Source organism: Pantoea sp. RIT413 (assembly GCF_003057675.2).
Taxonomy (GTDB): Bacteria; Pseudomonadota; Gammaproteobacteria; order Enterobacterales; family Enterobacteriaceae; genus Pantoea; species Pantoea eucrina.
The window spans coordinates 28,955-49,542 of the sequence record NZ_QBJB02000009.1 but is presented as its reverse complement, the minus strand read 5'-3'; the positions used below and the strand labels follow the sequence as shown (position 1 = coordinate 49,542).

At 57.0% G+C, this 20,588-nt stretch carries 20 protein-coding genes; 18 read left to right on the top strand and 2 right to left on the bottom strand.

Going from position 1 to position 20,588, the window contains the following annotated elements; genetic code table 11:
• Positions 1-144 precede the first annotated feature (144 nt).
• The 13 genes from cysG to rpoS all read left to right on the top strand — a co-directional run bounded on the left by cysG (position 145) and on the right by rpoS (position 11,581).
• On the top strand, positions 145-1,560 hold the full coding sequence (gene cysG / locus DBY66_RS12610) for a siroheme synthase CysG (RefSeq protein WP_108569625.1): 1,416 nt from the start codon (positions 145-147) through the stop codon (positions 1,558-1,560).
• Between the two features lie 9 nt (positions 1,561-1,569).
• A complete protein-coding gene (gene cysD / locus DBY66_RS12605) occupies positions 1,570-2,478 on the top strand; it encodes a sulfate adenylyltransferase subunit CysD (protein ID WP_039379862.1) in 909 nt (302 codons plus the stop codon).
• A 10-nt stretch (positions 2,479-2,488) separates the two neighbouring features.
• The gene (gene cysN, locus DBY66_RS12600) at positions 2,489-3,916 is read left to right on the top strand and encodes a sulfate adenylyltransferase subunit CysN (RefSeq protein WP_108569624.1); all 1,428 of its coding nucleotides are present in this window, start codon (positions 2,489-2,491) and stop codon (positions 3,914-3,916) included.
• Positions 3,916-4,521: an adenylyl-sulfate kinase gene (cysC, locus tag DBY66_RS12595; protein WP_108569623.1), complete on the top strand. Its 606-nt coding sequence runs from the start codon at positions 3,916-3,918 to the stop codon at positions 4,519-4,521. Before cysN ends, cysC begins: the two co-directional genes overlap by 1 nt.
• A gap of 58 nt (positions 4,522-4,579) precedes the next feature.
• Complete coding sequence (locus tag DBY66_RS12590; RefSeq protein ID WP_108569622.1) at positions 4,580-4,900, top strand: DUF3561 family protein; 321 nt, start codon at positions 4,580-4,582, stop codon at positions 4,898-4,900.
• Positions 4,901-5,069: 169 nt separating this feature from the next.
• Complete coding sequence (gene ftsB / locus DBY66_RS12585) at positions 5,070-5,387, top strand: cell division protein FtsB (RefSeq protein ID WP_039379853.1); 318 nt, start codon at positions 5,070-5,072, stop codon at positions 5,385-5,387.
• A gap of 4 nt (positions 5,388-5,391) precedes the next feature.
• Positions 5,392-6,108: a 2-C-methyl-D-erythritol 4-phosphate cytidylyltransferase gene (gene ispD / locus DBY66_RS12580; RefSeq protein ID WP_108569735.1), complete on the top strand. Its 717-nt coding sequence runs from the start codon at positions 5,392-5,394 to the stop codon at positions 6,106-6,108.
• Positions 6,108-6,587 (top strand): 2-C-methyl-D-erythritol 2,4-cyclodiphosphate synthase, encoded by a 480-nt coding sequence (gene ispF / locus DBY66_RS12575; RefSeq protein ID WP_039379851.1) that lies wholly within the window; start codon positions 6,108-6,110, stop codon positions 6,585-6,587. The genes ispD and ispF overlap by 1 nt, the downstream gene beginning before the upstream one ends.
• Positions 6,584-7,627 carry a tRNA pseudouridine(13) synthase TruD gene (truD, locus tag DBY66_RS12570; RefSeq protein ID WP_108569621.1) on the top strand — a complete coding sequence of 348 codons (1,044 nt, stop codon included), beginning with the start codon at positions 6,584-6,586 and terminating at the stop codon, positions 7,625-7,627. The genes ispF and truD overlap by 4 nt, the downstream gene beginning before the upstream one ends.
• Positions 7,628-7,849: 222 nt before the next feature.
• Positions 7,850-8,608: a 5'/3'-nucleotidase SurE gene (gene surE / locus DBY66_RS12565; RefSeq protein ID WP_039385625.1), complete on the top strand. Its 759-nt coding sequence runs from the start codon at positions 7,850-7,852 to the stop codon at positions 8,606-8,608.
• Complete coding sequence (locus tag DBY66_RS12560; protein ID WP_108569620.1) at positions 8,605-9,231, top strand: protein-L-isoaspartate(D-aspartate) O-methyltransferase; 627 nt, start codon at positions 8,605-8,607, stop codon at positions 9,229-9,231. Before surE ends, DBY66_RS12560 begins: the two co-directional genes overlap by 4 nt.
• Positions 9,232-9,397: 166 nt before the next feature.
• Entirely contained in the window at positions 9,398-10,537 is a 1,140-nt protein-coding gene (gene nlpD / locus DBY66_RS12555) for a murein hydrolase activator NlpD (protein ID WP_039379844.1), read from the top strand.
• Between the two features lie 51 nt (positions 10,538-10,588).
• Entirely contained in the window at positions 10,589-11,581 is a 993-nt protein-coding gene (gene rpoS, locus DBY66_RS12550) for an RNA polymerase sigma factor RpoS (RefSeq protein WP_039330767.1), read from the top strand.
• A gap of 57 nt (positions 11,582-11,638) precedes the next feature.
• Here rpoS and mutS read toward each other — a convergent pair whose 3' ends face one another.
• Positions 11,639-14,194, bottom strand: a complete 2,556-nt coding sequence (mutS, locus tag DBY66_RS12545; RefSeq protein WP_104085501.1) for a DNA mismatch repair protein MutS — start codon at positions 14,192-14,194, stop codon at positions 11,639-11,641.
• A gap of 522 nt (positions 14,195-14,716) precedes the next feature.
• Between mutS and DBY66_RS17950 the strand changes: the two genes are divergently transcribed.
• Positions 14,717-14,887, top strand: a complete 171-nt coding sequence (locus DBY66_RS17950; RefSeq protein WP_186368987.1) for a hypothetical protein — start codon at positions 14,717-14,719, stop codon at positions 14,885-14,887.
• Here the strand turns inward: DBY66_RS17950 and DBY66_RS12540 are convergent.
• Positions 14,884-15,501, bottom strand: coding sequence for a Fic family protein (locus tag DBY66_RS12540; protein ID WP_108569619.1), 618 nt, complete (start codon positions 15,499-15,501; stop codon positions 14,884-14,886). The genes DBY66_RS17950 and DBY66_RS12540 overlap by 4 nt on opposite strands.
• Positions 15,502-15,853: 352 nt before the next feature.
• Between DBY66_RS12540 and DBY66_RS12535 the strand changes: the two genes are divergently transcribed.
• The 4 genes from DBY66_RS12535 (at position 15,854) to DBY66_RS12520 (ending at position 20,559) form a co-directional block, all read left to right on the top strand.
• Entirely contained in the window at positions 15,854-16,843 is a 990-nt protein-coding gene (locus DBY66_RS12535) for a LacI family DNA-binding transcriptional regulator (RefSeq protein WP_158531833.1), read from the top strand.
• Between the two features lie 306 nt (positions 16,844-17,149).
• Entirely contained in the window at positions 17,150-18,067 is a 918-nt protein-coding gene (locus DBY66_RS12530; protein ID WP_071668534.1) for an ABC transporter substrate-binding protein, read from the top strand.
• 21 nt (positions 18,068-18,088) lie between these two features.
• Positions 18,089-19,573 carry a sugar ABC transporter ATP-binding protein gene (locus DBY66_RS12525; RefSeq protein WP_108569617.1) on the top strand — a complete coding sequence of 495 codons (1,485 nt, stop codon included), beginning with the start codon at positions 18,089-18,091 and terminating at the stop codon, positions 19,571-19,573.
• Between the two features lie 17 nt (positions 19,574-19,590).
• Complete coding sequence (locus tag DBY66_RS12520) at positions 19,591-20,559, top strand: ABC transporter permease (RefSeq protein ID WP_039385622.1); 969 nt, start codon at positions 19,591-19,593, stop codon at positions 20,557-20,559.
• Positions 20,560-20,588: the final 29 nt, after the last annotated feature.

Genomic DNA, 20,588 nt, shown 5'->3' with positions numbered 1-20,588 from the left:
AATCAATTCTTAAGCAGAAAAACGCATCAGCTTTGCCAGCGCTATATTCCATTTGGTAACTACTCATGCGAAATCGTAATTTCATCTGGCGGAATAGCGCGACGTATAGTCGCGATAACTTATTGTAAAACTAGCAAGGTTATCGTGGATTATCTGCCCCTCTTTGCCGATCTCAGACAGCGTCCGGTGCTGGTTGTCGGCGGTGGTGAAATCGCTGCCCGTAAAATTGAACTGCTGCGCCGGGCTGGCGCGCGCATCCTGGTGGCCGCCCGCGAGCTGGGGCATGAACTGCAGGCGCTGGAGGCAGAACAGGCCGTAGAGTGGATAGCCCGCAGTTTTGAGCCGGCTCAGCTTGACGGCGTATTTCTGGTTATTGCTGCCACCGACGATAACGCACTTAATTCACAGGTGTTTGACGCCGCCAGCGCGCGGCACAAGCTGGTTAACGTGGTGGATGACCAGCCTAAATGCAGCTTTATCTTCCCTTCTATTGTTGACCGCTCACCGCTGGTGGTGGCGATCTCATCCAGCGGCACCGCGCCGGTACTGGCGCGGCTGCTGCGGGAGAAAATCGAAGCGTTGCTGCCGGCAAACCTGGGTCAGATGGCCGCGCTGGCAGGAGAGTGGCGCGACAAAGTCAAACAGCGCTATCGCAAAATGTCCGATCGCCGCCGCTTCTGGGAGCGCGCCTTTAATGGCCTGTTTGCCAGCCAGATGGCGGCCGGTAACGTCAGCGCCGCGCGCCAGACGCTCGATCGCGAACTGGAACATATCAGCGATAACCAGGGCGAAATTGCGCTGGTCGGCGCGGGTCCTGGCGACAGCGGTCTGCTGACGCTGCGCGGTCTGCAGGTGATGCAGCTGGCTGATGTGGTGCTGTATGACCATCTGGTCAGCGATGAGGTGCTGGATCTGGTGCGGCGCGATGCCGATCGCATCTGCGTCGGAAAACGCGCCGGCGCCCATTCGGTGCCGCAGGAAGAGACGAACCAGCTGCTGGTATCACTGGCGCTGCAGGGCAAGCGCGTCGTGCGTCTGAAAGGCGGCGATCCCTTTATCTTTGGCCGCGGCGGCGAAGAGCTGCAGGCGGCGAAAGCGGCAGGCATTCCGTTCCAGGTGGTGCCGGGTATTACTGCCGCCGCAGGCGCGACCGCCTATGCCGGTATTCCGCTGACGCACCGCGATTATGCGCAGAGCGTGATGTTTATTACCGGCCACTGCCGCGCTGACGGCGATGGCATCGACTGGCCATCCCTCGCGCGTGCGCGCCAGACGCTGGCTATCTATATGGGCACCGTAAAAGCAGCGGAAATTGCCGCAGGTCTGATTGACCACGGCCGCGATCCGCTGACGCCCGTGGCGGTGATTGGCCGCGGCACGCGTCAGGATCAGCAGGTGCTGACCGGAACCCTGAATCAACTTGAGGTGCTGGCAGCCGCCGCGCCGACGCCTGCGCTGTTAGTGATTGGCGAAGTGGTGAACTTGCACGGGCAATTAGCCTGGTTTCAACATTCTGCACAGCAGGGGGCTCGCGAGTCCGCCGTTGTCAATTTGGCTTGAGGAAAAACTATGGACCAAAATCGTCTTACTCATCTGCGTCAGCTGGAAGCAGAGAGTATCCATATCATCCGCGAGGTGGCGGCCGAGTTCAGCAATCCGGTGATGATGTACTCCATCGGCAAAGACTCCTCGGTAATGCTTCATCTGGCGCGTAAAGCATTCTTCCCGGGAACCCTGCCGTTTCCTCTGCTGCACGTGGATACCGGCTGGAAATTCCGCGAAATGTATGAGTTTCGCGACCGTACGGTGAAAAACATGGGTGCCGAGCTGCTGGTGCACCGTAATCCGGAAGGCGTGGCAATGGGGATCAACCCGTTTGTTCACGGCAGCGCCAAACATACCGATATTATGAAGACGGAAGGGCTGAAGCAGGCGCTCAACAAATACGGTTTTGATGCCGCCTTTGGTGGCGCGCGCCGTGATGAAGAGAAATCGCGCGCGAAAGAGCGCATCTACTCTTTCCGCGATCGCTTTCATCGCTGGGATCCCAAAAATCAGCGTCCTGAGCTGTGGCATAACTACAACGGCCAGATCAACAAGGGCGAAAGCATTCGCGTATTTCCGCTCTCTAACTGGACCGAACTCGATATCTGGCAATACATCTTCCTGGAAAACATCGAAATCGTACCGCTCTACCTGGCCGCGCCGCGCCCGGTACTGGAGCGCGACGGCATGCTGATGATGATCGATGACGATCGTATCAACCTGCAGCCAGGTGAAGAGATCACCGAGCGCATGGTGCGTTTCCGTACGCTGGGCTGCTGGCCGCTGACCGGCGCCGTAGAGTCTGAAGCGCAGACGCTGCCGGAGATTATCGAAGAGATGCTGGTCTCCACCACCAGCGAACGCCAGGGACGCATGATTGACCGCGACCAGGCGGGATCGATGGAACTGAAAAAACGCCAGGGTTATTTCTAAGGAGACGCAGATGAATACCGTTATTGCACAACAGATTGCCGAGCAGGGTGGCGTAGAAGCCTGGCTGACGGCGCAACAACATAAGAGCCTGCTGCGTTTCCTGACCTGCGGCAGCGTAGATGACGGCAAGAGCACCCTGATTGGCCGCCTGCTGCACGATACGCGACAGATTTATGAAGATCAGCTCTCCTCTCTGCATAACGACAGCAAACGTCATGGTACCCAGGGTGAAAAACTCGATCTGGCGCTGCTGGTGGATGGCCTGCAGGCGGAGCGCGAGCAGGGCATCACTATCGATGTCGCCTATCGCTACTTCTCGACGGAAAAACGCAAGTTTATTATCGCGGATACCCCGGGGCACGAGCAGTACACCCGCAATATGGCCACCGGCGCCTCAACCTGCGATCTGGCTATTCTGCTGATCGACGCGCGCAAAGGCGTGCTGGATCAGACCCGGCGCCACAGCTTTATCTCAACGCTGCTGGGCATCAAACATCTGGTAGTGGCGATCAACAAAATGGATCTGGTGGAGTATCGCCAGGAGACATTTGAGCAGATCAAACAGGATTACCTCGACTTCGCGGCCCAGCTGCCGGGCGATCTGGATATTCGTTTTGTACCGATGTCCGCGCTGGAAGGGGACAATGTCGCTACCCCGAGCACGACTATGCCGTGGTACAGCGGTCCGACGTTGCTGGACGTACTGGAAACGGTTGAGCTGAAGCGCGTTGTCGATCACCAGCCCATGCGTTTCCCGGTGCAGTATGTTAACCGTCCTAATCTCGATTTCCGCGGCTATGCCGGAACGCTGGCGTCAGGCACCGTACGGCCGGGAGATCGGGTAAAAGTCCTGCCTTCTGGCGTGGAGTCGACTATCGCCCGCATCGTGACCTTTGACGGCGATCTGCCGGAAGCGGCAGCGGGGGAGGCGATTACCCTGGTGCTGAACGATGAGATCGATATCAGCCGGGGCGACCTGCTGGTTGCTGCCGATGCCGATCTGCAGGCGGTACAGTCCGCTACGGTTGACGTGGTCTGGATGGCGGAGCAGCCGCTGCAGCCGGGTCAAAGCTATGAAATCAAAATTGCGGGCAAAAAAGCGCGCGGCCGGGTGGAAAAAATCCTGCATCAGGTGGAGATCAATACCCTGGCAACGCACACCGTTGACAGCCTGCCGCTGAACGGTATCGGGCTGGTGGAGATCACTTTTGATGAGCCGATGGTGCTGGATCCTTATCAGCAAAACCCGGTGACCGGCGGCATGATCTTTATCGACCGCCTGAGCAACGTCACCGTAGGCGCTGGTATGATCAATCAGCCGCAGAGCGCTGCACCTGCTACAGCGGGTACCTATAGCGCCTTTGAACTGGAGCTGAATGCGCTGGTACGTCGCCACTTCCCGCACTGGAACGCACGCGATCTGCTGGGCGGTGCGTAATGGCGCAGCATGATGAAAACGTGGTGTGGCACGACCATCCGGTCGCCCGGGCGGCGCGTGAGCAGCAGCATGGTCATCAGGGTGTAGTGCTGTGGTTTACCGGGCTCTCCGGCTCGGGTAAATCCACCGTGGCAGGTGCGCTGGAGCAGGCGCTGCATCAGCTTGGCGTCAGCACTTACCTGCTGGACGGTGACAACGTGCGCCACGGTCTGTGCCGCGATCTCGGCTTCAGCGATGACGATCGCCGGGAGAATATCCGGCGCGTGGGTGAGGTGGCCCGGCTGATGGTCGATGCCGGACTGGTGGTGCTCACCGCCTTCATCTCGCCGCACCGGGCTGAGCGGCAGATGGTGCGCGATCTGCTGGGCAAAGGTGAGTTTATTGAGGTCTTTGTCGATACACCGCTGGCGGTGTGTGAAGCGCGCGATCCGAAAGGGTTGTATAAAAAAGCGCGCGCTGGTGAACTGCGTAATTTCACCGGTATTGACAGCGCGTATGAGGCGCCCGAAGCCGCTGATATCACGCTGGATGGCGAACAATTGGTTACAAAACTCGCGGCCCAATTGTTAGACCTGCTGCGCCGCCGCGATATCATCAGATCCTGAACCGACGCGGCAAACGCCTTCTCCGGGTTTGCCGCATTTTAGCGTCAACAGGATCTCTATGCAGAACGTCACTCCCATGCTCGCACGCAAAGACGACAGCTTGTCCGAAGAGCCGCGCTCCTCATTACCCGGCGGCGTTATTGGCTTTTTTGCCTACTGGTGCGCGCTGGCCATTCCCTTTCTGCTCTACGGCTCCAATACGCTATTCTTTTTTCTCTATACCTGGCCTTTTTTTCTCGCGCTGCTGCCGGTATCGGTGCTGGCCGGCATCGTGCTGAGCCTGATGATGCGTGGGCACCTCTTCTGGTGCGCCCTGGCGACCGGTCTGCTGGTCATCTGCCTCTTCTGGCTGGTGTTCTCCTATCTGTCCGGCTGGTAAGCGCAGAGATGTGCAAACGCATCCGCTGGTTACAAAAGTTTGCCTGCTGTTTTTCGTGCCCGCCTGCTATAAATAATCCGGATAAATCTGCTTACGCGCCATTTTCGCTGCCGCAGTGGAGTCCGGACTCAAGTTATGGGATGATTGGGCCGTTTTTCAGGGGGCGGGGATGGGAAAACTGACGTTACTGCTGCTCGCGCTACTGGGATGGTTACAATATTCCCTGTGGCTGGGCAAGAACGGTATCCATGATTACACACGCGTCAGCGAAGACGTGGTGTCACAACAGGCGAATAACGCCAAACTCAAAGCGCGAAACGATCAGCTGTTTGCCGAAATTGACGATCTCAATGGCGGTTCAGAGGCGATTGAGGAGCGCGCACGCAGCGAGCTGGGCATGATTAAACCCGGCGAGACTTTCTATCGCCTGGTGGCAGACCAGAACAAACGAAATGCGCAGCAGTCTGCGCAAAATCAGCAACGATAACAACATGACTCACCACTCTCACGCTGCGGATGTGATTGCCGTCGTGCCGGCTGCCGGTGTCGGCAGTCGCATGCAGGCGGCGTTTCCCAAGCAATATCTCACTATTGGTACCATGACGCTGCTGGAACACAGCGTGGCGCGCCTGCTGGCTAACGCCGCAGTGCAGCAGGTGATTGTCGCCGTCAGCGCTGACGACGGCTGGTTCGATTCGCTGCCGCTGGCGCACGATCCGCGCGTGGTGCGGGTCACCGGCGGCGCAACCCGGGCCGAGTCGGTGCTGGCAGGCTTACAGCACATCAGAGAGAGCGCATGGGTGCTGGTGCATGACGCCGCGCGCCCGTGCCTTCATGCTGACGACCTGGCGCGGCTGCTGGCCGTGCGGGAGCACAGCAGAACCGGCGCCATTCTGGCAGCACCGGTACGCGATACCATGAAGCGCGCTGAGCCGGGCAAAACGGCGGTGGCACATACGGTGGAGCGTGACGATCTCTGGCACGCGCTGACGCCACAGTTTTTCCCGCATACGCTGCTGACTGCCTGCCTGAGCCGGGCGCTCAGCGAAGGCGCTACGATCACGGATGAGGCGTCAGCGCTGGAGTATTGCGGCTATCATCCGCAGCTGATTAGCGGGCGCAGCGACAACATCAAGGTCACGCGGCCGGAAGATCTGGCGCTGGCGGCCTTTTACCTTACTCAGATTCAACGACAGGAGAACGCATAATGCGTATCGGTCACGGCTTCGACGTTCACGCTTTTGGCGGTGAAGGTCCACTGGTGATTGGCGGGGTGCGTATCCCGTTTGAGCACGGTTTTATTGCCCACTCCGACGGTGACGTTGCGCTGCATGCGCTGACCGATGCCCTGCTGGGCGCGGTGGCGATGGGCGATATTGGCAAGCTTTTTCCGGATACGGATCCGGCGTTTAAAGGAGCTGACAGCCGCGGCTTGCTGCGCGAAGCGTGGCGTCGTATTCAGGCGAAAGGCTACGCCATTGGCAACGTTGACGTCACGATTATCGCGCAGGCGCCTAAAATGCTGCCGCACGTGCCGCAGATGCGCGTCAATATCGCCGAAGATCTGGGCTGCCACATGGATGCGGTTAACGTGAAGGCCACCACCACCGAAAAGCTCGGCTTTACCGGACGCGGTGAAGGTATTGCCTGCGAGGCAGTGGCTCTGCTGGTAAAGGCTGACGCATGAGTGAGCTGCACTATCTGCACGGCGTGCCTGCTGCCACTGGCATAATTAAAGCGCGTCCGGATGATTTTGTGGTGATCGAAGATCTCGGTTATCCCTATGACGGCGACGGCGAGCAGCTGCTGGTACGCATCCGCAAAACGGGCTGCAACACGCGTTTTGTTGCTGAAGCCCTGGCAAAATATCTGGGCGTGCCGGCGCGCGACCTGAGCTATGCCGGCATGAAAGATCGCCACGCAGTGACTGAACAGACGCTCTGTTTCCGCCTGCCGGGTAACGCAATGCCGGTAATGAGCGGCTTTCAGCTTGAAGGGGTTGAGATCCTGCAGGTGATCCGGCACAGGCGTAAGCTGCGTACCGGCGCGCTGGCGGGAAATGCCTTTCGGCTGGTGATCCGCGACGTGTCTGATCGCGCCGACGTTGACGCGCGCCTGCAGCAGATTCAGGCTCAGGGCGTTCCCAACTATTTTGGCGAGCAGCGCTTTGGCCGCGGCGGGAATAACCTGCAGCAGGCGCAGCGCTGGGCAGAAGAGCAGTTTCATCCGCGCGATCGGAATATGAAAGGCCTGCTGCTGTCAGCCGCGCGTAGCTACCTGTTTAATCATGTGACCAGCGCGCGTCTGCAGCGCGACGGCTCACTGCAGCTGGCGCAGGCAGGCGATGCGCTGCAGCTCGCCGGACGCGGCAGCTGGTTTGTCGCCGCCGCCGATGAGCTGCCAGCGCTGCAGCAGCGCGTGGCCGCGCATGAGCTGCGCATCACGGCACCGCTGGCGGGACGCGGTGAGGCGGGCACGCAGGGGGAGGTTGCCGCATTCGAGCAGCAGCAGCTGGCGCAGTCGCCGGCACTGCTGACGCTGCTGACGCGTGAACGGGTTGATACCGCCCGCCGCGCGATGCTGGTGGTGCCGGATAATCTGCAGTGGCAGTGGCAGGATGACGCCACGCTGGCCCTGCAGTTCTGGCTGCCCGCCGGCAGCTTCGCCACCAGCCTGGTGCGCGAGCTGCTGAGCAACGGCGCTGCGGCACCGCTCGGCGACGAGTAGCGCTGACGCCCGGCGCGTTAATTCACCCGGCCGCTGGCCGGGTTCTGACCACTGCAGAGACAAACCCTGCCTCTGTCACGATTTACGTCTACCACTTCCCACGCCTCATCGCTAGAATGCATCTATCCCTGTCTCACCGGCCGCTGGCGTAACTACGCCCGATTTTTCGCACAGCCGGCACCGGCTGGCGGGGACCGGTGAATGAACAAAGGTCAGAAACAGATGCGGATATTGCTGAGTAACGACGATGGAATCCATGCGCCCGGCATTCAGACGCTGGCGCACGCGCTGCGGGAATTTGCTGAGGTACAGGTGGTGGCACCCGACCGCAACCGCAGCGGTGCCTCAAATTCCCTGACGCTGGAAACGCCGCTGCGTACCTTCACGCATGCCAGCGGCGATATCGCTGTACAGATGGGGACACCCACCGACTGCGTTTTTCTCGGCGTGAATAAGCTGATGCAACCGCGTCCTGACATTGTGGTCTCAGGCATCAATGCCGGTCCCAATCTGGGCGATGATGTGATCTATTCCGGTACCGTTGCAGCTGCGATGGAGGGGCGCCATCTCGGCCTGCCGGCGCTGGCGGTGTCGCTGAATGGTCATACGCACTATGACAGTGCGGCAGCCGTAACCTGCGTGCTGCTGCGTGCGCTCTCCCGGGCACCGCTGCGTACCGGACGCATCCTCAATATTAATGTGCCCGATTTGCCACTGGCGCAGATTAAAGGTTTTCGCGTCACGCGCTGCGGCAGCCGCCATCCGGCAGATCAGGTGATTTGCACTGAAGATCCGCGCGGCCAGCCGCTCTACTGGATAGGCCCGCCAGGCAAACAGCTTGATGCCGGCCCCGACACCGATTTTGCCGCCGTAGACGCCGGCTATGTTTCGCTGACGGCGCTGCATGTCGATCTCACCGCACACGCCGCGCAGAGCGTGCTGCATGACTGGCTGCTGCAGGCAGAGGTCTCACTGGCATGATAAACCGGCGCATCGACACGCTGTTAGCCCAGCTGCGGGCGCAGGGCATTACAGATGAGCGTCTGCTGCAGGCGATTGCGGATGTACCACGTGAGCGCTTTGTAGATGAAGCGTTTGAGCACAAGGCGTGGGACAACATGGCACTCCCTATCGGCAGCGGACAGACCATTTCCCAGCCCTATATGGTAGCGCGTATGACCGCGCTGCTGGAGCTGAACCCGCACTCCCGCGTACTGGAAATCGGCACCGGCTCCGGCTATCAGACCGCTATTCTGGCGCATCTGGTCAATCACGTCTGTTCCGTTGAGCGCATCAAAGGGTTGCAGTGGCAGGCTAAACGCCGTCTGAAGCAGCTCGACCTGCATAATATCTCTACCCGGCACGGTGATGGCTGGCTCGGCTGGCCCGCGCGCGGGCCGTTTGATGCCATCATTGTTACCGCAGCGCCCCCCGAAATTCCGACTGCGCTGATAGCACAGCTGGGTGAGGGTGGCAGAATGGTGCTGCCGGTGGGGGAGGACCATCAGGTGCTTAAGCGTCTGCGCCGCCACAAGGGCGAGCTGACGGAAGAGATTATCGAGCCGGTACGCTTTGTTCCGCTGGTGCATGGTGACCTGGCGTAAGGGCGATCTTACGTATTTCTTCACAATCACAGCGTGGCATGGCGCAGGTGATATTGTTACTATCCTCTTTTTCGATACCGATGCGCGTTTGAGCCTATTCGCGTAGAGATTTATGCGGTTCAGGCCGCGAGAGAGTTCTGACCAGTATTGCCATCACGGGGGAGCAATGAGCACAGGAAGCACCGCATTTCAATTACGCCGTCTGGCGGCAGTCTCACTGGTAGGTTTCTGGCTGGCTGGCTGTAGCTCTGGCGATAATACGCAGGCGCCTATCAGTCAGGTTGGCAGTAATAATGGCGGCGGTATGCTGACCCCTCAGGGCGGCGGTATGGTCGCTCCACAAGGGGGTGGTATGGTTTCCGGGCAGAGTTCGCCGGTGCCCGCTATGCCACAGGGCGGAATGTTAAGCAGTAATACATCTTCTGCTGCTCCTGCGGGTGGAATGATTAGTGCCAGTAATAATGTAGCGACTGAAAACGGACGCATTGTTTACAACCGCAATTACGGGAATATTCCGAAAGGCAGCTACGGCGGTGAAACCTATACCGTCAAACATGGCGATACCCTGTTTTATATTGCCTGGATCACCGGCAATGACTTCCGCGATCTGGCTCAGCGCAACAATATTCCCGCGCCATACGGCCTGAGCGCAGGGCAAACCCTGCAGGTAGGCAACGGTAACGGTCAGACAATTACCGGTGGAAATGCGATTACAGCAGCCGATGCCAGCCAGAGCGGAGCCACCGGAACAACGGCGCAAACGCAAATAAAATCCCCTGCTGTTGCACAGCAACCTGTTATTACGTATTCTGATGATTCAGGTTCGACAGGTGGGAAAATGCTACCGTCGAAAGGAGCAACTAATGTGGCAACGACCACAGCTCCGGTTACCGCACCGCCTACAGTCAGCAGCACCTCAAATAGCTCAACCCCGGTGGGGAGCTGGCGCTGGCCGACTGATGGCAAGATCATCGATAACTTCTCTGCTGCGGAAGGCGGAAACAAAGGTATCGATATCGCCGGGTCTCGCGGACAATCTGTTGTCGCTACCGCATCGGGAAGGGTGGTGTACGCAGGTAACGCGTTACGCGGGTACGGTAATTTAATCATCATTAAGCATAATGATGATTATCTGAGTGCCTACGCCCACAACGATACAATGCTGGTCCGGGAACAACAGGAAGTTAAGGCGGGGCAAAAGATAGCTACCATGGGTAGCACCGGTACCAGTTCAGTTAGATTGCACTTTGAAATTCGTTACAAGGGGAAATCCGTAAATCCGTTGCGTTATTTACCGCAGCGATAATCCGGCAGAACCTTTGGTGTTCTGCCCTTGGATCACGGGTAGGAGCCGCTTATGAACCAGAATACGCTGAAAGTTAATGAGTTACATGAAGATGCGGAATTCGAGGAGAACGGAGCTGAAGTTTTCGATGAGAAAGCTCTTGTTGAGAACGAACCTGGTGATAGCGAAGTAGCAGAAGAAGAGCTGTTGTCACAGGGTGCGACGCAACGAGTATTGGATGCGACGCAGCTCTACCTCGGAGAGATCGGTTATTCCCCGTTGCTGACGGCAGAAGAAGAAGTCTTCTTTGCGCGTCGTGCTTTACGAGGCGATATTCCTTCTCGCCGCCGCATGATCGAAAGTAACTTACGCCTGGTAGTGAAGATTGCCCGTCGTTACAGCAATCGTGGTCTGGCTCTGCTGGACCTGATTGAAGAGGGTAACCTCGGCCTGATTCGTGCCGTAGAGAAATTTGACCCGGAGCGCGGGTTCCGTTTCTCAACGTACGCTACCTGGTGGATTCGTCAGACTATTGAACGGGCTATCATGAACCAAACCCGTACAATTCGCCTGCCGATTCATATTGTCAAAGAGCTGAACGTTTACCTGCGTACCGCGCGTGAACTTTCACACAAGCTCGATCACGAGCCGAGTGCGGAAGAGATTGCCGAGCAGCTGGACAAGCCGGTTGATGACGTGAGCCGTATGCTGCGTCTCAATGAACGTATTACCTCGGTTGACACCCCGCTGGGTGGTGATTCCGAAAAAGCGCTGCTGGATATCCTTGCCGATGAGAAAGACAACGGCCCGGAAGACACCACGCAGGACGATGACATGAAACAGAGCATCGTTAAGTGGTTGTTTGAACTCAATGCCAAGCAGCGTGAAGTGCTGGCGCGTCGTTTCGGCCTGTTAGGCTATGAAGCGGCAACCCTGGAAGATGTGGGTCGCGAAATCGGGTTAACCCGCGAGCGCGTTCGTCAGATTCAGGTGGAAGGGCTGCGTCGCCTGCGGGAAATCCTGCAGACACAGGGCCTTAATATCGAAGCACTGTTTCGTGAATAAGCCATAATCAGCAGCAAAAACGGTGACCTGTCTGGTCACCGTTTTTTTTTGCTGCGATCAGACCAGGCTTTTCAGCCGGTAGATCCACTCCAGCGCCTGCTTTGGCGTCAGGCTGTCAGGATCCAGCGCTTCCAGCGCGTCCACCGCCGGCGAGGTCTCTGCCACCAGCAGAGGCAGCTGCGCACCGCTGGCTGCCGAGGCGTTCTGACTGCCGGAAAGCGCCTCCAGCTCTTTCAGCTTCTGCCGCGCGCGCTTGATTACCTCTTTTGGCACGCCCGCCAGCGCCGCAACCGCCAGGCCATAACTCTTGCTGGCGGCACCCTCCTGCACGCTGTGCATGAAAGCGATGGTATCGCCATGTTCAACCGCATCCAGATGCACATTCACAACACCCTCCAGTTTTTCCGGCAGCGTGGTCAGCTCGAAATAGTGGGTGGCAAACAGCGTCATCGCTTTGATGCGACTGGCAAGGCTTTCGGCACAAGCCCAGGCGAGTGACAGGCCATCATAGGTTGAAGTGCCGCGACCTATCTCATCCATCAGTACCAGGCTATTTTCCGTGGCATTGTGCAGAATATTGGCGGTTTCTGTCATCTCAACCATAAACGTTGAGCGGCCGGAGGCAAGGTCGTCTGCCGCACCGACGCGGGTAAAGATGCGATCGACAGGACCAATCACGACCTCTTCAGCCGGTACGAAACTGCCTATCCACGCCATCAGCGCAATCAGCGCGGTCTGACGCATATAGGTGCTTTTACCGCCCATGTTTGGTCCGGTGATGATCAGCATGCGCCGCTGCATCGACAGCGAGAGCGGGTTGGCAATAAAGGGCTCTTTCAGCACCTGTTCCACCACCGGATGCCGGCCTGCGGTAATGCGGATCCCCGCTTTCTCCTGCAGCACCGGCCGGCAGTAGTTCAGCGTCCAGGCGCGCTCTGCCAGGCTGGCGAGTACATCCAGCTCGGCCAGCGCGGCCGCGCTCAGCTGCAGCGCTTCAAGATGCGGCAGCAGGCGATCGAACAGCTCCTCATAGAGGCCTTTTTCCAGCGCCAGCGCCTTGCCTTTGGAGGTCAGAACTTTATCTTCATACTCTTTCAGCTCAGGAATGATATAGCGCTCGGCGTTTTTCAGCGTCTGGCGGCGCACATAGTGGATGGGCACCAGGTGACTCTGACCGCGGCTGACCTGAATGTAGTAACCATGTACCGCGTTAAAGCCGACTTTCAGCGTATCCAGCCCCAGTTTTTCCCGCTCGCGGATCTCCAGCCGGTCAAGGTAGTCACTGGCACCGTCAGCCAGCGCCCGCCACTCATCGAGTTCAGCGTTGTAACCAGGCGCGATGACGCCGCCGTCACGCACCAGCACCGGCGGTGATTCAATAATTGCCTGCTCCAGCAGCGTACGCAGCTCAGCAAACTCGCCCGTCTGCGTGCGCAGGCTCACCAGCCGTTCCGCCTCTGCTCCGGCCAGCAGCTGATTGATTTCCGGCAGCTGCTGAAACGCATGCCGCATGCGCGCCAGATCGCGCGGGCGCGCGGTGCGCAGCGCCAGGCGTGCCAGTATGCGCTCCAGATCGCCTACCTGACGCAGGACCGGCTGCAGCGCGTCGCTCAGCGACTGCAATTCTGCAATCGCATCCTGACGCCGGACAATTGTCGTAAGGTCACGCAGCGGCATATGCAGCCAGCGCTTCAGCATACGGCTGCCCATCGGCGTGACGGTTTTATCCAGAACCGCTGCCAGCGTGTTATCGATCCCGCCGGCCAGATTCTGGGTGATTTCAAGATTGCGGCGCGTGGCCGCGTCCATGATCACGCTATCCTGCTGGCGCTCCATGCTCAGGGAGCGAATGTGCGGCAGCGTGGTACGCTGAGTATCTTTGGCATACTGCAGCAGACAGCCCGCAGCGCGCAGCCCCAGATGTGCCTGCTCCACGCCAAATCCGCGCAGGTCGCGCGTGCCGAACTGCAGATTCAGCTGCTGGCGCGCGGTGTCGATCTCAAATTCCCACAGCGGACGCCGCCGCAGCCCGCGGCGCTGGTCAATGAGCGACATCGCCTGCAGATCTTCAGGGTAGAGCAGCTCCGCAGGATTCGTGCGCTGGAGTTCTGCTGCCATCGCTTCAGCGTCGCCCGGTTCGCTCAGGCGGAAACGCCCGGAGCTGATATCCAGCGTGGCGTAGCCAAAGCCGCGCTGGCTCTGGAAGATAGCGGCCAGCAGGTTATCCTGGCGCTCCTGCAGCAGCGCTTCATCGCTGATAGTGCCAGGGGTGACAATCCGTACCACCTTGCGTTCAACCGGGCCTTTGCTCAGCGCCGGATCGCCGATCTGTTCGCAAATCGCCACTGACTCACCCAGCTGAACCAGCTTTGCCAGATAGCCCTCTACGGCGTGATAGGGCACACCGGCCATCGGAATGGGCTCACCGGCTGAAGCACCCCGTTTGGTCAGGGAGATCTCCAGCAGCTGCGAGGCGCGCTTTGCATCATCAAAGAACAGCTCGTAGAAATCGCCCATGCGGTAGAACAGCAGGATGTCAGGGTGATCGGCTTTCAGGCGCAGATACTGCTGCATCATTGGCGTGTGAGCGCTGATATTCTCTAATGTACTCATAGTATTAGGGTGTCCATGTTTAAACATAAGCAGCGCGATACATGATTCTGATTCTCTTTTATCTGCCCCTCTTAGGGCTCAGCGTGGTTGCCAGAGGCTGACTGAAGGGCGGGCAGTAACCTGAATGTGTTCACGAGTACGTGCTGATTATGATAACGGAGTCTGTATAGCAGGAAAACCGGCGCGCAGGGCTGTTTCTTCGAGGATGCTCGAAACAATGAAATCTGGCGATAGCAATAAAGCTGATGTCGAAGAAAATAGAGGTTTACACGTATCATGCAGGAAAACTGGTGTTAATTTCTTTTCTATCGTTACCTAAGCCTGGTCGGCCTGCTCCCCGTTGATTAACACACCGCAATGTTAGTAATGTCTTCATCAGTCACATGGGGACATCTCCATGAAGACGCGATTTTCCGACGAACATCTCATCAGTATTCTCCGGGAGACCTGCGTGAATTCGCCTGGAAATTTTGGTATAATATTTGTTCGATGACTGTCCGCCCGGATTCTGCTGGAGTAACTATGAGCAACACCAAAAAAACTCAGACAACCTACGTAAAGCCATCTCGTGCTGACATCGTTCGCTCGGTAGCAACATCTACGGCTGTTGAGACAGGACAGTCCTCTGAGAAGATCGAAGCTTCCCTTGAAGCGACGCGCAAAAAATTTGCTCATTTGCGTCTTGCGGTTTAATCCCTTCTTAATGCCTCGCTGACCCAGTGTTTCATCGGTTCGTAGTCCATTGATATGCCAGCATGGATGGCCGATATATACCGGGTTTTGTTTTGCTCCCAGCTTTGATAATCCAGCGGTTTGTATCCTCCCTGCACGACCATCACGTCGGCTAACAGGCGTGACAAGCGTCCGTTTCCCTCTCTGAATGGATGGATAAGTATCAGCTCGACATGAGTTATGGCGATAGCGGTGATGAGCTGTTCATCATCCATGCCGCTACATGGCGTATATTGAGCCAGATACTTGTTGTCAAATTCGTTCAGCAGTTTTGGCAACTGCGCTGAGGGGGCAAACATAAAGCCGCCCTTGCTTATATTGACCGTTCTTTCTTGTCCAGCCCACTCGTAAATATTACCCAGCCAGCGGCGATGCCAGTTTTTTAGCAGGGCTACGCTGAGTTGTCCTTCCGGGAATTGTTCTTCAAAAACGGACCGGTAGAGTTGTTCTAACAGGACAAGTTCCGCTTCATCCATCTCATCGGAAGCAGAGATACCCAGTTTATTAGCCAGAACCTGTTCGCCAGAGTCTTTCTCATACTGGCCTTCACTGCTGGATACATGGTATCGGCTCATGGAGATGCCCTGTGTTATCAAAGTAATGGAAAAAGGAGGGATTATAACGCTGGATGAGGAGTGTAAACAATAAACGTAAAATCAGTCACTTAAAATATAGCTTTTATAATCTGCTGGAAAAAAATTGTGATTAATCAGTGTCATCAGGCCAATGCATTATTAGCGTGTGAGCTGATATTCTCTAATGGACTCATAGTATCAGGAACGCAGGGCTGTTTCTTCGGGCAGGCTTCAGAATTGCAGAATGAGCCGGTACTGTTTCTGCGCTGAGGGCGCAAAATGTCATCGTCAACATTTCACGAAAGCTGCTACCATCGCGTTACTCCTGCTGACACTGCCGATAGCGAATGTTATGACCCGAAAAAGTACCAAAGCGGCCACCATTAAAGATATTGCGCAGATTGCCGGCGTAACCAATATTACCGTTTCACGCGTGTTTACTGCCCCTGATAAGGTTAAACCCGAAACGCGCGAGCGGATCCTGGCCGCAGCACGCACGCTTAACTATGTGCCTAACGCGTTTGCCCGCAATATCAAAGCCAGCCAGAGCCCTATTATCGGCGTGGTTACCGACGATACCTTTAATATTGTTTATTCCCATATCATCAAAGAGGTGTGCCGCCTGTCAGATGCCAAAGGCTATTCGGTCATGTTCTTTACCACGAACGGCAACCGGCAGATTGAGGCGCGCGCGCTGCAGACGCTGGTCAGCTATAAAGCGGCCGGGATTATTTTGTCGGTAGTGGAGGATTCTGACCGCTACGATAAAAGCCATATCGACGTGGTGCGCCACTCCTCAAGCCAGCTTATCCAGCTGGATCGTCAGTTTGATACGTTGCTGCCGGCGGTCTATATCAACAACAGCCGTGCCGGTGAGCTGGTTGCAGAAGCGATAATGAAAAAAGCGTTTCGCAATGTGCTGGTCATTGGCGGCAGCGAACACTCTCACATTACCCGGCAGCGTATTGACGGGATCCGAAGCGGGATTGACGAGCGCGTTACTCTGCACACGCTTTATACCGACTACCGCTACGAACATGCTAAGGCGATGATTCAGTCATGGTTCTCTACCACCCATGAACGCTACGATGCAATTGCCGGATTAAACGGCATGATTACGCTGGCGGCTATTAATCTGGCCAACAAGTGGGGAATGCACGACACCGGCTTTATCTCTGTTGATGAAGTACCCTGCGCCGAAGATTTTAATCAGGTTATTCCTTATGTCGCTCATGATACCGGCCAGTGGGCGCGGGTGGTGTCAGAAAATATTATCTCTGCTATTGAGGGCCGTCCCTACGAAACCCGCGTGATGCTTAATGGCTTCCTGAAAAACCTTTAGTTTCAGACGCCTGCCGGGTTTTTTCTGTAACAACACTGAAAGCGATGTTAATAAGATGTGACATGCCGCAAGGATCTTAAACTTGTCCATCTGAGAATGTTGACGTTGTCATTTTGGGTGTTTAAATTTTGATCTCATGTCTGTGGCGATGAATTTAACAATCCTCAGATAGCGTATTCCTGGCATACAGGACGTTTTTATCTTTATGTTAACGTCAACATTTCAGGTGTGGTTGCGCAGTGTTCCTGTACCGGCTTTATTTCGTAACGACGATAAGCAGTTAACTGAAAAGACCCGGAGAAAATTATGAAAGGCAAACTGAACACCCTGCTGGCGCTCTGTGTAACGACCCCTTTAATGCTGGCATCTGCACTGGCGATAGCAAAGCCGCTGACTATCGGCATGTCCTTCCAGGAGATGAATAACCCCTATTTTGTCACCATGCAGGAAGCGCTCAAGGCTGCAGCCGGCAGCATGGGGGCTACGGTGATTGAGGCAGATGCCCGTCACGATGTCTCAAAGCAGATCAACGACATTGAAGATATGCTGCAGAAAAAAGTCGACATCCTGCTGATTAATCCGGCGGACACCAACGGGGTGGAAAACGCGGTAAACGAGGCAAAAAAAGCGGGCGTAGTGGTAGTGGCGATTGACGCTCAGGCTAAAGGCCCAATCGACTCTTTTGTTGGCTCCAAAAATTATGATGCCGGCCTGCAGGCCGGAGAGTTTCTGGCGAAAGCGCTGGGCGGTAAAGGTAAGGTCGCCATTCTTGATGGTATTCCGGTGGTGCCGATCATCGAACGCGTTAAAGGGTTTGAAGATGCAATGAAGAAATATCCCGGCATCAAAATCGTTAACCGTCAGAACGGCAAACAGGAGCGTGATACTGCGCTAAGCGTTACCGAAAATATGCTGCAGGCAGCGCCGGATCTGGCCGGCATTTTTAGCGTCAACGATACCGGTGCGCTCGGGGCTCTGGCGGCGATTCAGGCGAACGGCGCAGATGTGAAACTGGTCAGCGTCGATGGTCAGCCGGAAGCGGTGAAAGAGATTGAGAAAGCGGGATCGCCGTTTATTGCAACTTCTGCGCAGTTCCCGCGTGACATGGTACGGCTGGGGCTGGGCGTGGCGATGGCGAAGCACTGGGGAAGTCAGGTGCCGGCTGCAGTACCGCTTGACGTAAAACTGATCACGAAAGAGAACGCCAGCGGCTTTAGCTGGTAATCACTCCGGGGAGGCGCTGCCATGCCGTTACTGCAACTCAGCGGAATCAGTAAATCATTTCCGGGCGTACGCGCGTTAAACAACATCAACCTGACGCTGCACGCCGGTGAAATCCATGCGCTGCTCGGTGAAAACGGGGCGGGTAAATCCACGCTGATGAAGATCCTGAGCGGTATTTATCAGCCTGACAGCGGCGAAATCGCTATCGACAATCGGCCGCAGCAGTTTGCTGGCTATCGTCAGGCGATAACAGCTGGCGTGGGAATTGTCTTTCAGGAGTTCTCGCTGATACCGGGTCTTAATGCCGTCGAGAATATTTTTCTGAATCGCGAACAGCGTACCCGCTGGGGATGGCTGGATCGCCAGACGATGCGCAGTCGTACGCTGGCGCTGCTGGCGCGGCTGGGGGTTGAACTCGATCCGGACATTGCGGTAACGCACCTCAGCGTGGCGCAGCAGCAGTTTGTTGAGATTGCCAAAGCGCTGGCGCTGGATGCGCGGATCCTGATCCTTGATGAACCTACGGCAACGCTGACGCCGGGTGAAGCTGAGCATCTGTTCCGGGTGATGCGCGACCTGCGACAGCAGGGGGTGGGCATGCTGTTCATCTCGCATCATCTGGAGGAGATCTTTGCGGTATGCGACACCATCACGGTACTGCGCGACGGAGGCTATGTTGGCACCCTCCCGGTGAGCGACTGCAGCAGCGAGCAGCTGGTAAAAATGATGGTGGGCCGTCAGGTGGCACAGCATTTCCCCGATAAGCTGCCGCTGCCGGCGGCAACGCTACCGCTGCTGGACGTCAATCTGCAGCGCCAGCGCCAGGGACCCGCAGACGCTTTTCAGCTCTGGCCCGGAGAAATTCTCGGCTTTGCCGGGCTGGTGGGATCGGGCCGCACCGAAACCGCCTGCGCGATGCTGGGTGCACAGGCGTGCTGGCAAAAGGAGGTGCGCCTGAATGGCGAGCCGCTGCGGCTGCGTACGCCCGCCGATGCCTTAGAGCAGGGGATCGGACTGCTGCCGGAAAACCGCAAAACCGAAGGGCTGGTACTGCCGTTTAGCGTGGCGCATAACATCACGCTGAACCGGCAGATCACCCACGGCGGATTTCTGCACCATGTGCGCGAGCGTGAAGTGGTCAGCGATCTTATCCGCAGGGTTGGCGTGAAAACGCCGTCAGCGGAGCAGGAGGTGAATACGCTTAGCGGCGGCAATCAGCAAAAGGTGGTCATTGCGCGCTGGCTGAATAATGACTGCAAGGTGCTGATCTTTGACGAACCCACACGCGGTATCGATGTAGGCGCAAAAATGGAAATTTATCAGCTGATGCAGCAGCTGACCCGTAAGGGCATCGCCATCATCGTCATCTCTTCTGAGCTGCCGGAGATTATTGGCCTCTGCCACCGGGTGCTGGTGTTTCGCAACGGACATATTGCGCAGGAGCTTCACGATACGGCAATCAACGCTGAAACCATCATGCTACACGCTACGGGGAACGCATCATGAGTATTCTCTCTAATTCCATGCTGTCACAAACGTCGCGCAGGCGTGGCCGGCTTGACCGCTGTCTGCACCATCCCGCCTTCCTGCCGTTTGTCGGTTTTGTGCTGCTGTTTATTGTGATGATTTTTCTCAACGATAGCTTTCTGACCGCGAACAACCTCAGCAACGTGGCGCGTCAGGTCTCTATCAACGCCATTATTGCCGTGGGAATGACCTGTGCCATCTTAACTGGCGGGATCGACCTGTCGGTGGGATCGGTGATGGCGCTCTCCGGCACCGTGGCCGCCGGTCTGATGGTAGCGGGTATTCCGATGCCGCTGGCGGTGCTGGCCGGATTGCTGATCGGTATGGGCTTTGGTGCCCTGAACGGCGGCTGTATCGCCTGGCTGCGGATGCCGCCCATCATCGTTACGCTCGCCAGCATGGGGATCGCACGGGGACTGGCGCTGATGTATACCGGGGGATATCCCATCTCCGGCCTGCCGGAAAGCTTCATGATGTTTGGCCGTGCCAGCCTGCTGGGTATTCAGGTGCCCATTTTAATCATGCTGGTGGTCTATTTGCTGGCGTGGATCCTGCTGCACCAGAAGCCCTTTGGTCGTCACGTCTACGCTCTGGGCGGCAATGAAGAGGCCGCGCGCCTGAGCGGTATCCGTGTCTCACGCACCAAGCTCTGGGTATATATCATCAGCGGACTCACGGCGGCGGTGGCCGGTATTGTGCTCAGTTCGCGTCTGATGAGCGGACAGCCCAACGCCGGTAACGGATTTGAGCTGGATGCGATCGCTGCTGTCGTGCTGGGCGGGGCGGCAATAGCTGGCGGTAAAGGTGCCATTCTTGGGACGCTGGTGGGCGCGATGATGCTCGGCATCCTCAATAATGGCCTGAATCTGATGGGGGTTTCACCCTATGTGCAGATTGTGATTAAAGGCGGGATCATTCTGGGCGCGATCTGGCTGAGTTCCGTTAAGCGTAAAGCACACCGTTAAGATAGCCTGCGGGCTATCTCTCTGTCATT